General features: G+C 38.8%; 13 protein-coding genes. 6 read left to right on the top strand and 7 right to left on the bottom strand.

Features of this window, described 5'->3' with window-relative positions; all coding sequences use genetic code 11:
- Nucleotides 1-67: 67 nt before the first annotated feature.
- From GM920_RS18275 to GM920_RS18265, 3 genes are all read left to right on the top strand, one after another.
- Complete coding sequence (locus tag GM920_RS18275; RefSeq protein WP_182960144.1) at nt 68-2,518, top strand: outer membrane protein assembly factor BamB family protein; 2,451 nt, start codon at nt 68-70, stop codon at nt 2,516-2,518.
- 76 nt (nt 2,519-2,594) lie between these two features.
- A complete protein-coding gene (locus GM920_RS18270; RefSeq protein ID WP_182960142.1) occupies nt 2,595-4,748 on the top strand; it encodes a S9 family peptidase in 2,154 nt (717 codons plus the stop codon).
- A 431-nt stretch (nt 4,749-5,179) separates the two neighbouring features.
- Complete coding sequence (locus GM920_RS18265; RefSeq protein ID WP_182960140.1) at nt 5,180-7,849, top strand: valine--tRNA ligase; 2,670 nt, start codon at nt 5,180-5,182, stop codon at nt 7,847-7,849.
- Nucleotides 7,850-7,995: 146 nt separating this feature from the next.
- On the opposite strand, the gene GM920_RS18260 is transcribed toward GM920_RS18265, so the two are convergent.
- The gene (locus GM920_RS18260) at nt 7,996-8,217 is read right to left on the bottom strand and encodes a DUF6965 family protein (RefSeq protein ID WP_182960132.1); all 222 of its coding nucleotides are present in this window, start codon (nt 8,215-8,217) and stop codon (nt 7,996-7,998) included.
- Between the two features lie 92 nt (nt 8,218-8,309).
- Nucleotides 8,310-8,771: a type I restriction enzyme HsdR N-terminal domain-containing protein gene (locus tag GM920_RS18255; RefSeq protein WP_182960131.1), complete on the bottom strand. Its 462-nt coding sequence runs from the start codon at nt 8,769-8,771 to the stop codon at nt 8,310-8,312.
- A 56-nt stretch (nt 8,772-8,827) separates the two neighbouring features.
- Here GM920_RS18255 and holA point away from each other — a divergent pair, with 56 nt between their 5' ends.
- Nucleotides 8,828-9,853, top strand: a complete 1,026-nt coding sequence (gene holA / locus GM920_RS18250; protein WP_182960129.1) for a DNA polymerase III subunit delta — start codon at nt 8,828-8,830, stop codon at nt 9,851-9,853.
- A 144-nt stretch (nt 9,854-9,997) separates the two neighbouring features.
- On the opposite strand, the gene GM920_RS18245 is transcribed toward holA, so the two are convergent.
- Nucleotides 9,998-10,327, bottom strand: coding sequence for a DMT family transporter (locus tag GM920_RS18245; protein ID WP_182960127.1), 330 nt, complete (start codon nt 10,325-10,327; stop codon nt 9,998-10,000).
- A gap of 123 nt (nt 10,328-10,450) precedes the next feature.
- Nucleotides 10,451-11,017 carry a Crp/Fnr family transcriptional regulator gene (locus GM920_RS18240; protein ID WP_182960125.1) on the bottom strand — a complete coding sequence of 189 codons (567 nt, stop codon included), beginning with the start codon at nt 11,015-11,017 and terminating at the stop codon, nt 10,451-10,453.
- Nucleotides 11,018-11,211: 194 nt separating this feature from the next.
- On the opposite strand from GM920_RS18240, the gene GM920_RS18235 reads away from it, so the two are divergent.
- Entirely contained in the window at nt 11,212-11,724 is a 513-nt protein-coding gene (locus tag GM920_RS18235) for a hypothetical protein (RefSeq protein ID WP_182960123.1), read from the top strand.
- Nucleotides 11,725-11,772: 48 nt separating this feature from the next.
- Here GM920_RS18235 and GM920_RS18230 read toward each other — a convergent pair whose 3' ends face one another.
- Nucleotides 11,773-12,093 carry a hypothetical protein gene (locus GM920_RS18230; RefSeq protein ID WP_182960121.1) on the bottom strand — a complete coding sequence of 107 codons (321 nt, stop codon included), beginning with the start codon at nt 12,091-12,093 and terminating at the stop codon, nt 11,773-11,775.
- 168 nt (nt 12,094-12,261) lie between these two features.
- On the opposite strand from GM920_RS18230, the gene GM920_RS18225 reads away from it, so the two are divergent.
- Complete coding sequence (locus tag GM920_RS18225; RefSeq protein ID WP_182960119.1) at nt 12,262-12,669, top strand: EVE domain-containing protein; 408 nt, start codon at nt 12,262-12,264, stop codon at nt 12,667-12,669.
- Here GM920_RS18225 and GM920_RS18220 read toward each other — a convergent pair.
- A complete protein-coding gene (locus GM920_RS18220) occupies nt 12,666-13,862 on the bottom strand; it encodes a cation:proton antiporter domain-containing protein (RefSeq protein WP_182960117.1) in 1,197 nt (398 codons plus the stop codon). The genes GM920_RS18225 and GM920_RS18220 overlap by 4 nt on opposite strands.
- Nucleotides 13,863-13,904: 42 nt before the next feature.
- A complete protein-coding gene (locus tag GM920_RS18215) occupies nt 13,905-14,426 on the bottom strand; it encodes an acyl-CoA thioesterase (protein WP_182960115.1) in 522 nt (173 codons plus the stop codon).
- Nucleotides 14,427-14,452: the final 26 nt, after the last annotated feature.

The raw sequence follows: 14,452 nt of genomic DNA, 5'->3' as shown, positions 1-14,452 counted from the left end.
TGCTGCTTTTTGATAGGATCAAATGATTTACAGGAATGACACCCCCATTAACATAAATGAAACCTTAATGAGACTAATATTTACAGTAGTTTTTGCTTTTCTGGCTTCGGCTGCGGGAGCGCAATATAAAGGAAAAGTTTTCCTCGATGTGAACAAGAATAAAACCTGGGATGCAGGTGAAAAAGGAATGAAAGGCGTTTTGGTATCCGACGGACTAAATGTACTAAAAACGGATGCGAATGGTAATTTCACTTTACCTGGGCATGCAAAAAACCGATTTGTATTTGTGACTGTTCCGGCGGGCTATAAGTTGGCTGCAAAGCATTACCTCAAAATTGAAGATCAGGTACAGGCTTATAACTTCGGGCTGCTTCCTGATCCTACCAGTGCAGGATCTTCAGTGAAGATGTTGCAGATTACCGATACCGAAACCGACAAATACAAGGATTGGATTACCAATCTGAAGAACTTTTCTAAAAACCAAGAGGTCAGCTTTATCGTGCATACCGGAGATATTTGCTATGAAAAAGGGCTTAATTTTCATGCGAATCAAGTGACTTCAGAGGCATTGGGAAAACAGGTGTTTTATTGCATTGGAAATCATGACCTGGTAAAAGGCGCTTATGGAGAGGAACTTTTTGAAAACCTTTTTGGCCCGGTATACTATTCATTTGATGCCGGACCTGCGCATTTTATTGTAACACCAATGCGTTCTGGTGATGTACAGCCTTCCTATACGGTGGATGAGGTGATTCGATGGATGAAAAATGACCTTGCTGCCACCGATAAAAATAAACCGGTGATCATTTTTAACCACGACCTGTTGACTTATAGCGATCAGTTTGTGTTGAAAGGAAAAAATGATTCCATCAATCTCAATGAAAACAATTTGAAAGCCTGGGTTTATGGTCATTGGCACAACAACTTTGTCAGGAAAAGTGATAAAACAGGGATTCAGTATATTTCTTCTGCTTCACCAAGTATGGGAGGAATCGACAATTCTGCCGGACAATTTTTGTCTATAGAGATCGATCAGAATGGCGTAAAAGAGATCAAACCTCATTATACTTATTTACATGATCATTTGGTGGTCAACAGCCCAAGTGGTTCCGATATGGTACTGGTAAAAGATGGAAGTCTGATGATTAGTGCTAACATTTACGATACGGAAAACGCACCAAAATCAGCAAAGAGTATCATCTATGATGAAAAAGGAAACCAGATTGCTATAGCTGCTCTAGCTGCCAATACAGATTGGAGCTGGTACGGAAAAGTGCCGGTCAATAAAATGAGTAAAGGGAAAGCCTATACTATTCAGACAGAAGTAATTTACCAGGATGGGAGGGAGTATATTCAAAAACAAGCCTTTACTTTACCTTTAAATACTCAAAACGTGGCTAATCCAGGTGTAGGCTCCGTTAATAAATCTAGCAAATCTAAAAATGCAAACGATGAGCAGGTAGGTTCTCTAAGCTTAAAATGGATAAATAACGTTAAAGGAAGCGTATGGAAAGGGAGTCCGATCCTCGCTGAAGGTAAATTATTTGTCGCCACCATTGATGATGCCAATAATCTGCAGTGTGGAATTAGTGCCTTAGACCCTTCAACTGGTAAAATTCTTTGGCATTATAAAACACGTAACTCCATCAAACATGCACTTTCTTATGATGGCGGGACTATTTTAGGTACAGATATGGAAGGTTTTACCTATGCCTTAAAGGCCAGCAATGGGACTTTGATCTGGAAAAAAGACCTGGGAATGAAAAGTCTTCCGGGATATGTTTCCGGTGGCATTGTCGAAAAAGGCATCTATTATACCGGTTACGGATCTTATTTACAAGCGCTAGAAGTGGCCACAGGAAAGACGATATGGATCAATAAAGATTGGAATGGCGGAGAGGGAACACCTGAGAAAATGACGATTGCCGGAGAGGTTTTGATCACCGGGAGTAACTGGCAGAGCTTATTTGGTCATGACCGTAAAACAGGGAAATTACTCTGGAAAAGAAGTGATGAAGGGTTGCGTTTTAGAAGCAGTACCGGAATTTATGCTGCTGGTAAATTGTATATCACGGGGTTAAATTCCATATTTATCCTGGATCCTTTAACCGGAAAGAACATCGATAAAATTGATGGTACTTACGATTTTAAAGTAATGGCAAGCCCATTAATTACGGATAAATATCTGATTATGCCGACTTCCACTGATGGGGTAGTGGCCTACGATTTGAAAACATTAAAAGAAGTTTGGAACAGACCTACGGGCGATGCTTTGGTGTATTCAGCTCCTTATACAGGTCCAGGGGCGGGCACAGTTGAAAGTACTGTTGTTAAGTATGCTAATCAGTTGTTATTTGCTGCTTCTGATGGTCATTTGTATGTGATCCATGAAGATTCAGGAGAAGTATTGCAAAAACTAAACCTTGGAGCACCTGTTTTTGCAGATCCTACAATCCATGGAAAGCAGTTCTTCCTGGCAGATTTTGCCGGTAATGTGTATGGCTTTGATATAAAATAGGTTATGTTGCAATGTTGTTGCAGTCTACCATGGATCCCTGGTTAATTGCTACATTTGGGCCATCAATTATAAAACAATGAAGAAATTTATCTTACTATGTCAGTTGGTGGCCCTCTCATTTTATGGGATTGCCCAGAATAAAATGCTGACGATGCAGGATGCAATGAGTAATGCACGTACTACTCTTGCCCCTGAAAACTTGTCACAATTACAATTCCTTTACGGAACGGAAAACTATGTATATGCTAAACGTCAGGCCAATGGCCCGGTATGGATGTCAGGAAGTTTCAAAGGAAAAGAAGAACATGCACTTCTTTCTTTAGCACAGTTAAACCAAAAGCTTAAAGCAGCTCAGCAAGATACTTTAAAATCTATGCCGATGATTCAGTTTAACCAAGGCGCAGATTGGATTATGAATGTAAAAGGGGCTAAAATGGCTTTTAATCCAGCTAACAACACTTTCAAAACGTTATTAAGCGCAGAACTTGCAGCTAAAACAAATGTGGAAGAGAGTAAATCTGGTTATGTAGCTTACCTGGATAAGTTCAATCTTTTTGTTTCCACTGGAAAGACTGCAGAACAGGTAACTACTGACGGTAGCGCAAATATCGTGTATGCTTCTTCTGTTCACAGAGAGGAATTTGGGATTTCAAAAGGGATTTTCTGGAGCAATAACGGAAAATTGTTGGCCTTCTACAGAATGGATCAAAGTATGGTTAGCGATTATCCAATCTCAGATTGGACTACCCGCCCTGTAAAGAATGTGAATATCAAGTATCCGATGGCTGGAGATAAAAGCCATCAGGTAACAGTAGGCGTATATAATCCTGCAACAAAAGCTTTGGTATACCTGAAAACTGGCGTGCCAGCAGAACAATACCTGACTAATATCGCGTGGAGTCCCGATGATAAATATGTGTTTATCGCGGTATTGAATCGTGAGCAAAATCACATGAAACTAAATCAATATGACGCAGTAACAGGTGATTTCGTTAAAACCATTTTCGAAGAAAAAGATGAAAAGTATGTAGAGCCATTGGTGCCTATGTTATTCCTTAAAACTGATCCTTCGAAATTTATCTGGCAAAGTAACCGTGATGGCTGGAATCATTTATACCTATATGATATAAAAGGAAAAGTTCTGAAGCAATTGACGAAAGGCAATTGGGAAGTGACAGAAGTAAAAGGTTTCAATCCTAAGGGTGATCAGCTGTTTTATGTGTCTACCGCAGAATCTCCGATCACAAGAAACCTATATTTATTGGATATAAAATCTGCCAAATCTAAACGTATTACTGCAGGTTTTGCTGTACATAACACACAAATCAGCAGCAGTGGAAATACAGTGATTGATAACTACAGCAGTCCAGAGTTACCTAAAGTAATTCAGTTGGTAGAAGTGTCGACAGCAAAAACCAAGGTATTATTGAAATCAGCAAATCCACTTGCCGATTATGCAACTGTAAATTCTTCCATCTTCACCATCAAAAGTGATACTGGTGATGACCTTTATTGCAGCCTTTATAAACCTGTAAATTTCGACAGCACAAAGAAATATCCGGTAATTGTTTACTGGTACGGTGGTCCGCATGCACAATTAATTAACAATAGCTGGAATGCTGGCGCCGGTGATTACTGGTTCAGATACATGGCGCAACAAGGATTTGTGGTCCTAACCATGGATACCCGTGGTAGCGACAACAGAGGTAAAGCTTTTGAGCAATCTATGTTTAGACATGCTGGCGCTGTTCAGTTGGAAGACATGAAGAAAGCTGTAGGCTACCTGAAATCACTACCTTATGTGGATTCAAATAATATGGGCTTATTTGGCTGGAGCTTCGGCGGTTTTAGTACCGTAAATGTGATGTTGAAAGCACCAGGTATGTTTAAAGCTGCGGTTGCAGGTGGTCCGGTTATCAACTGGAACTTCTACGAGGTGATGTACACAGAGCGTTATATGGATACGCCTCAGGAGAATCCTGAAGGTTATGCAGAAACGAACTTGTCTGATCATGTGGGCAGCCTGAAAGGTAAATTGTTATTGATTCATGGGGTTCAAGATCCTGTAGTTTTACAACAACATACTGTCGACTTCATTAAACATGCAGTAGATAAAAATATTCAGTTAGATTATATGATTTACCCAGGACATGAGCACAATGTAATTGGCAAGGATCGTGTTCACCTTTATCAGAAGGTTACAGATTATTTTATGCAGAACTTGAAATAAGAAGTAGTAGGGAAATAAATACTGCAAAAAAGCGGGTGTACTTTTCGGTCTCAAAATCTTTTGAAAGAAAGATTTTATAGGCCCTTAAAGCACAACCCGCTTTTTTTTGTAACTAAGGTTCCTGGAGGAGGAGTAAATTGCAGGATGTCCAGAAATAAACGAATGCAATGAAAATCTATTCCTTTTGAAGGAGAGGGTTTTGAATTATAGCATTTGAATGATTGTCTTTAAATGAGGTGTTAAGGCTTTATTGTTTCTCCCTTTTAACGCCATGAGGGGCCGCTTAACTAAAAATGAGGGAATGCTATGAGGCGACCTATAAAGATTTTGCCCTTCAGCAAAAGATTTGAGGCGACGAGTAGTAACCCGAATTTTTCTCTTTCTGAATTAAAAAGCTATTTTTGCATCTCAACAGATACTTTTTCGTAATAATGAGCATTTCCACAAAATACGACCCAGCAGCGACCGAAGATAAATGGTACAGCTACTGGATGTCAAAGAACTTTTTCCATTCTGAACCGGATGAGCGCGAGCCCTATACAATTGTAATTCCTCCACCTAATGTCACCGGTGTCTTACACATGGGACATATGTTGAACAATACGATTCAGGATGTCTTGATTCGTAAGGCGAGGATGCAGGGTAAGAATGCATGTTGGGTACCTGGTACTGACCATGCTTCTATTGCAACAGAAGCTAAGGTTGTGGCGATGTTAAAAGAGCGCGGTATTGACAAGAAGGACCTGACAAGGGAAGAATTCTTAAAATATGCCTGGGAATGGAAAGAAAAATACGGCGGTATTATTCTGGATCAATTGAAGAAATTGGGGGCTAGTTGCGACTGGGAGCGTACCCGTTTCACGATGGAAGACGACATGTCTGAAGCGGTAATTGACAGTTTCATTCATTTATATAAAAAAGGCCGAATTTACCGTGGGGTAAGAATGGTAAACTGGGATCCGGCAGGAAAAACTTCTGTTTCTGATGAGGAAGTGATCCGTAAAGAAGTAAATCAAAAACTATATTATATCAAATATACGGTTTCGGGAAGTAACGATCAGGAGTTCCTGACTATCGCAACTACCCGTCCGGAAACCATCATGGCTGATGCAGCAATCTGTGTTAATCCAAATGATGAGCGCTATGCGCACCTGAAAGGGAAGAAAGTATTTGTTCCATTAATCAACCGTGAGATTCCTGTTATTCAGGATGATTATGTGACGATGGATTTTGGAACAGGTTGTTTAAAAGTTACTCCAGCGCATGATTTGAACGATTATGAGTTGGGATTGAGACATAAATTGCCAGTAATCGACATCTTGAATGATGATGGTACATTAAATGAGTTGGCACAGATTCTTGTTGGTGAAGACCGTTTTATCGCCAGAAAGAAGATTGCTAAATTACTGGATGAAGCCGGACACCTGGATAAAGTAGAAGACTACAAATCACAAGTGGGTTTCTCTGAGCGTACAGATGCAGCGATTGAGCCAAAACTATCTATGCAATGGTTTTGTAAAATGGACGAAATGGCTAAGCCAGCATTGGATGATGTGTTGAATGGTGATGTGAAGCTGATTCCGGAGAAATTCCAGAATACTTACCGCCATTGGATGGAAAATATCCGTGACTGGAACATCAGTCGCCAGTTATGGTGGGGACAACAAATCCCTGCATGGTACGATAACCAAGGTAACTGGGTAGTTGCAAAAACTAAAGAGGAAGCTTTAACAGAGTTTTTGAAGTTAAAAGATGCCGATGGTGAGTTTACTGCCGAAGAAGCGAATGGTTTCAAAAATCAGTTGGCACCGTTTGTAAATCAGGATCCTGATGTAATGGATACTTGGTTCTCTTCTTGGTTATGGCCTATTTCTGTATTTGACGGATTTAAAGACCCTGACAATAAAGAGATCAATTATTATTATCCGACCAATGATTTGGTAACGGCTCCGGAGATTTTATTCTTCTGGGTAGCGAGAATGATCATGGCTGGACATGAGTTCCGTGGCCAGAAGCCATTTACAAATGTCTATTTAACGGGTATCGTTAGAGATAAATTAGGACGTAAAATGTCTAAATCATTGGGGAATTCTCCTGACCCAATTGGCCTGATTGAAAAATATGGTGCTGATGGGGTTCGTGTAGGTATGCTATTGTGCTCTCCTGCAGGTAATGACCTGATGTTTGATGAAAGTTACTGCGAACAAGGAAGGAATTTTGCCAATAAAATTTGGAATGCTTTCCGTTTGGTAAAAGGATGGGAAATTGATTATTCACTACCAAACCCGAATCAACAAGCGATTTCATGGTTTGAAAGTCGTTTCAATGAAGCATTGGTAGAGATCGAAGATAATTTTAAACAATACCGCTTATCGGAAGCCTTAATGACTTCCTATAAATTGGTATGGGATGATTTCTGTGCATGGTACCTGGAAATGGTGAAGCCAGCTTATCAGCATCCAATCGATGCAGAAACGCTGAAGTTTACCATCGGTTTCTTTGAGAAGATTTTGACACTTTTACACCCATATATGCCTTTCTTAACGGAGGAGCTATGGCATGATGAATTGTTCGGTGCGAAAGAAGAAATGGACTGCTGTATTGTGGCTTCATATCCTGTTGCAGGTTCAATTGATTCCGTATTATTGAAAGATGTAGAAAGCGTTAAAGGACTGATTGCAGAGGTAAGAAATGTACGTAATACCAAGCAAATTTCTCCTAAAGACGCCTTGCCATTGAGCATTAAAGTGAATACCGGAATAGATTATGAAAAATGGTTGAACGTTATTGCTAAGGTGGTAAATATCTCTGAAGTGACGTTTGTATCTGATAAAATTGCTGGTGCGCTGAGCTTCATGGTCGGAAAGGATGAGTTCTTTATGACGCTGAATGAAACCATTGATGTGGAAGCAGAGAAGGTACGCTTAAATGCAGAATTGGTTTATTTGCAAGGCTTCTTAAAGTCAGTAGATGCGAAGTTGAGCAATGAGCGTTTTGTTCAAAATGCGAAACCAGAGATCATTCAGAATGAACGTAGTAAGAAAGCAGATGCGGAAGCTAAAATCAGTACAATTTTAGGACAGATTGAATCTTTAAGGTAATTCTTATTTAGAATTACCGCTTTAAAATATGATCAAATAAAAAAGACAACCTGATGAGGGTTGTCTTTTTTATTTTCAGCTATAGGATACAAAAATCATATAGCTTTCCACTTTGAACCTTAATTCAAGAATCTTTATAATTTTTATTATTCTTCTGCGTGCTCTTGTTCCTGTTCTACCATTTCTTTGATTTTCATCAGGCGGTCGTAAAAACATTCGTAGGGTCTTACATTGCCATATATCTTTAACACATTGAGATGTGTTTCTACGCAATGAGGGACATCATTCAATACTGTTCCTGGATAGAGTTCCAGGGTTTGCGGTAAATTGATACCAGAAAAGTAGTCTTCTAAATCGGAAACGGTCATGAGACAAAGGTAATACTAATATGATTTACTCCCCGGATTTTTCGAGGGAATTGGTTTTAAAAAAAATCAATTTTTTTCAGGAAGGTATTCTTTTATAGCTGTGGGTATTCCGGTAATTCCTCGATAAATTGGAATCTTTCTGCCAGATGGTCAATCATTGCATAACAATGTTTAAGCCCATTGGTCACCACGAGCCACTTGGCCTTGTGAACAGAATTGTAGCGCGAGGCTTGATCAAAAACTGCCTGTGTAATCTTAATCGCTGGGGCTTTACATTCAATCACCATAATCCGCTCTCCCGAAGTGTTAAATATGACAATGTCACTTCTTTTCCGGAGTTGGTTCAGGCTTAATCCTCCTTCAATCTGAATCAGTGTTTTTGGGAATTTTTTGATTAGAATAAGATACTGAATGAAGTGTTGTCTTACCCATTCCTCTGGCGTTAGAACCAGGTGTTTCTTACGGACTTCGTCGAAAATAAAGTGCTTGTTATCCTTCAGTGTAATCTTAAAAGGATACTGCGGAAGGTTCAGCGCTGTAGGGTTAAATGCCATTTGTGCAAAAATAACCTTTAATAATTAGTTTTTAGCCGTTACATTTGGATAAATATATGAGTGTTGCCAATATAATCAAAGACATTAAAGCCAGAAAGTTTAAGCCTGTTTACCTTTTGCATGGTGAAGAGCCTTATTATATCGATCAGATTATCCACTATATGGAGGAAAATGTGCTGAGTGATATGGAAAAAGGCTTCAACCAAACCGTTTTATACGGAAAGGATACAGACATGGCTACGATCATGAATGCGGCCAAACGTTATCCGATGATGTCAGACTATCAATTGATCGTTGTGAAGGAAGCACAGGACCTTAAATGGGCTAAGGAAGCGGAAGGAAGTAGCAAAGAGGCAGAGTTTGTGCAAAGCTATTTTGAGAAACCACTGGCAAGTACCATTCTTGTGCTGGGATACAAATACGCCAATTTTGATAAACGAAAGAAAATTTATAAGTCGATCGATAAAAACGGGGTTATCTTTCAATCGGATCCGGTGCGTGATTATAAATTAGCGGCCTGGATTGAGGATTTCGTAAAGGAGAAAGGATATAAAATAGCGCCACAGGCTTCTGCACTGATGGCAGAGTATTTGGGTGCTGATCTTTCCAAAATTGCCAATGAAGTAGAAAAATTAATGTTGAATATTGGCAAGGAAGTGACCATAGACACGGACTTGATTCAACGAAATATAGGGATCAGTAAAGAATATAATGTATTTGAGTTACAAAAGGCACTGGCAGTAAGAAATGCGCTGAAATGTAATCAGATCATTAATTATTTCGCAGATAATCCTAAAGCAAACCCAATGGTGATGGTGATGGCCAACCTCAATGCTTATTTTTCGAAAATTCTCAAGTATCACTACTTACCAAATAAAGCGGAAGCGGCAAAAGAGCTGGGGGTAAATCCTTACTTTATTAAGGATTATGAAACCGCAGCAAGGAGTTATAGCCTCAATAAAACCTTCGATATCATTAGCTTGCTGAGAGAATATGACCTTAAAAGTAAAGGTGTGGATAGTACTGGTAATATCAGCGATGGTGAATTACTAAAGGAACTACTGTTTAAAATGCTGCATTAAGTAAATAATCAAAGAAAAAAGATGGCCAATCAGCCATCTTTTTTTCCTTGATTATCATTTCCTGATCTTTGATCAGATAGGTTTTATTCCAATCGGATATTGATATGCTGATCAATTATTTTCAGATCAACTGCTTTTTAATGATTAGTGAGAAGAAACGGCTTTTAATCCGATGATAGAGCAGATCAATGTTGTGATGAACACAATGCGCCAAAAGGTAGCAGGTTCATTGAACACAAAAATCCCTACCAATACAGTTCCAACAGCTCCAATACCAGTCCATACGGCATAAGCCGTCCCAATCGGAAGCGTCTGGGTTGCTTTTAACAATAAGCCCATACTGATGGTCAGACAGACTAAGAAACCTACACCCCACATGATGGTGGCGTTTCCGGTAGTTTCTTTCATTTTTCCAAGGCAGGAAGCGAAGGCGATTTCAAAAAGACCGCCAAGAATTAAAAATATCCAGTTCATTTTTTTGTTATTTTATTGCCGGCTACTGTAATTTCAGGCTTCGGTAAATGTGAAGGCAAATTTCCACATTTGGAGGTGAAAACCGACTAAACAAATGATAAGAAATTAGCTGTGGTCAAGAAATTATTTAATTTCTGCTCTGATTCTACTCAAAGAAACGGGGGTAATACCCAAGTAAGAAGCAATATAATTTAATTGTACACGCTGGAGGAGTTCCGGGTTGTGGTTCATCAGGTTTTTATAACGTTCGCTGGCATTAAGCAGAAGCCTGGAAATCAAGCGTTCTTCTACCAGAATGATTTCCTTTTCTATGAGTTTCCTTCCCCAATTCGCGATAATGATATCTGTTGCGTACAGTGTCTCCAGCTGATGATAATCTATACGGTAAAGTGTGCTGTCTTCCAGTAGTGCGACACTTTCATATCCTGGAGTTTGATTGATATAGCTGTTATAGGAGAATACGGAGTTTCCCTCCTTACCAAACCAAAAAGTTACATCAGATTCTTCGGTGCGATAATAGGCCCTGGCTATACCTGATTTTATAAAATAGACGGTACAGTCTACCTCATGCTGGCGAAACAATAAATGACCTTTAGGGTAATTAATTTCCTCAAAAAGGCTGGCTAGCTTTTCTAAAGACGGTTCAGCAATAGGGCTAATACTGTTGATGATCTGTTTTATGGTTTCCATTTTTAGCGGATGTGGTTTCCCGGAAGGTATTTTATTTTGTACAAATATAGAATTTGAAATGCTCGTGCTTTTGTTTTTTTAATACTTATTGTGGAGGATTATCGCTAAATTGTTCATTATAAAGCTGTTTTATATCCTAATTGGGTTTAAAGCACCTTTAAAAGACAATACTCACAAAATAATAAACGAAATAAATGGAGGAAGGTATTATTTTCTCGGAGAAACAAAGGTTTAGGCAGTGGTGGTTGTGGTTGATATTGTTTGTGCTGAATGGCGTATTCCTGAACGGTGCTTTTAAGCAAATTTTTGAAGGTAAACAGTTTGGTGATCAGCCAATGAGTAACACAGCGCTACTCATTTCTGTATTTGTTCTATTGTTGATTACGTTTTTGTTTGTTATACTCCGACTAGAAACCCGGATCAACAATAATGGGGTTTATGTTCGGTTTTATCCTTTTCACCTGTCTTTTAGATATTTTCCTTGGGAAAGTATTAATCTAGCTAAGGTCAGGAAATACAGTCCGATTATGGAGTTTGGTGGTTGGGGAATCCGTTTTGGACTGATCACTAAGGGGCGTGCCCTGAATGTTTCTGGAAACCAGGGTTTACAACTCGAGTTTAATAATTATCAAAAATTATTAATTGGTACCCATAAACCTGAGGAATTAAAGCAGGCACTTCATATTTTGGGAAAGGATCAAGAGTAAAAAATGGAGGTACTGTTCGATCTTTGGTCTAAAACAGTACCCAGGTAATTATTTCAAGCTATCTAATTGAGTTTTTATTTGAGTTTCCAGGTTTTTAAGATCTCCGGTTACCGATTGCATACTATCTTGTACTGCTTTCAGATCTATTATTACTTTTGAAACTGTATCATTAACCATGATAATCATTTTGTTATCCTTAGGGTAAACCCACCATTCTGCAATCAGGATTGGCATTTTTTGTTCTGGTTCGCCAACGAGTTCAGCTACTTTAGTGGTACTCATACCTGATTTAATAGATTCAAAAGGCTTTTTTTTTGCGCAGGCTACTAAGCCTAATAATGCGAGAGAGATTAAGAGCGTTTTTTTCATAACGTAAATATATTATATTTCATGAAAATCAGTTAGTGTTGAATCAGCTGAATATGTTTAATGAGTCCTGATGAAGCGACTATATTTCCTAATTCATTCCTATTTGTTAGTTTTGGCATTAGAATAAGACAAAACAGACAGGAAGACTGTCATTAAAATAATTATACCATGAATCATTGGCTAGTAAAAAGTGAACCGTTTAAATACAGTTGGGATCAGTTTAATAAAGACGGACGTACCTTTTGGGATGGCGTAAGAAACTACCAGGCGCGTAACAATCTAAAAGCCATGAAAGAAGGCGATTTAGTGTTGTTTTACCATAGTAATGAAGGTAAAAATGTAGTTGGGATTGCCAAAGTGGTTAAAGAATTTTACCAGGATCCGACTACTGACGACATCAAATGGGTGGTTGTAGACTTAGCACCGGTAGAAGCTTTAAAATCACCAGTATCCTTAGAGCAAATCAAAGCTGAAGAAAGTTTACAAGACATTTCTTTAGTCAGACAAGGACGTTTATCGGTGATGCCATTGAAAGCGGAAGAGTTTGATAAGATCCTGGAAATGGGCTCCGTTTAGTGCGCTGATTCTTCAGGAAGATGGATCACTTTCTTCGCGGATAGTAATCCAATACTCATAATCAGGCTGGATCCAAGGACTACCAGGAACAGAAAAGCCGTGCCTACCTCTGGTATTTTTAATGCAGGAGGTAGGTTAAAATACAGTAAAATACTGATCAAGCCTCTTGGGGCAATAAAACTTTCTGAGCCACTGTTTTCCTTTCTAAAAATCTTCAGATAAACGAAACGAATGATAAAGATCGTAGCTAAAATGATCAATCCATTGGCGATCACGGGGCCATCATTTAAGGCATAGATATTCATCGTAAAGCCAAAAATCACAAAGAAGAATGTACGAATGATAAAAGCACTTTCAGCAGAAAGCTGATATAGCTGCGTTAAATCATTTGATAAGTTCTTATAAATAAAAATACTTCTGAAGTAGGCATGTTTGATCGTATCTGCATTGTTGAGGAATAAGCCAAAAGCAAGAATCAGCACTAATGAAGATAAATGATAAGATTGTCCGATGGCATACACCAGGATCAAGATAGAAATAATCAGGAAGAACTTGATGTGGTGTGATATCCTACCCATCAAATACAACAAGGTGATGCAAGAAATCGCCGATAGGATAATAATCAATAAGGTATTCAGTCCCAACCCTGCAAAGGAAGACATGGAGATATGAGGGTTAGTAATCGCAAAATTGAAAAGAATGATGCTTAAGATATCCGAAAAAGAAGATTCATAAATGATGAACTCTTTGCTTTTCTTACTTAGTGCTGCGGCAGAAGGTATAGCTATCGCTGAACTGATGACACTAAAAGGGATGGCATTCGTAAAACAGACGTACAACTCTTTTCCTGTAATCTGATAAATGATAAAGGTGATGACTGATACGGTGGCTAGCAGTACAAAAAAGGCAGACATAAATGCTCCTTTGATGATCTTATTCTTTCCTTTTTCATATTTAAGTTCGAGGGAGCCTTCAAATACGATTAGAATTAAACCTACAGTACCTAGAGTAGGTAAGACGGTAAGGAAATTGAAGGTATGTAATTGAAGATTGTCTACCAATACACGTAAGCCAATGCCGAGTAGTAGGAGCAGTAGAACGGAAGGAAGTTTGGTTTTACTGGCAACAAGATCAAATAGATACGAAAATATGACGAGTCCGCTTAGAATAATTAATGTGGTGTATGTCGTCATATTTTCTGTTTAGTATCTATCTTATTCTATTTATAAACGGCTTTACTCTTCGAAGAACAAGGCTCTAAGTTCTTTCGCATCATTGGCTTTCATCTTACCGCTAAGGATTAAGCGAAGTTGTCTTCTTCTTAATGCGCCTGCAAATAATTCAGTCTCATCTTCCGTTTCAGGTAATATTTCAGGAACAGGAATCGTTCTGCCACTTTGATCGATGGCTACAAAAGTATAATAAGCTTCATTTGATTTTACGCGGGCTCCGGAAGGAATATTTTCTGCCCATACATCGAGTCTGACTTCTACTGAAGTATTGAATGCACGTGTTACTTTTGCCTCGATGGTAATTACATCACCCAATTTGATCGGTTGTTTGAAGGAAACATTGTCTACCGATGCGGTAACAACGATTCTATTGCAGTGTTTTTGCGCAGAAATAGCAGCAGCGATGTCCATCCAGTGGAGCAATCGGCCTCCCATTAAATTGTTCAATGTATTGGTATCATTGGGTAATACCAACTCATTCATAATGGTAAATGACTCTTTCGGGCTTTTTATCTTTGTACTCATAATCTCTGCAAAAGTAAGTAAAAATG

The organism is Pedobacter gandavensis (assembly GCF_014172405.1).
GTDB lineage: Bacteria > Bacteroidota > Bacteroidia > Sphingobacteriales > Sphingobacteriaceae > Pedobacter > Pedobacter gandavensis.
The sequence above is the reverse complement of the archived record's forward strand: the minus strand, read 5'-3'. Positions and strand labels throughout refer to the sequence as shown.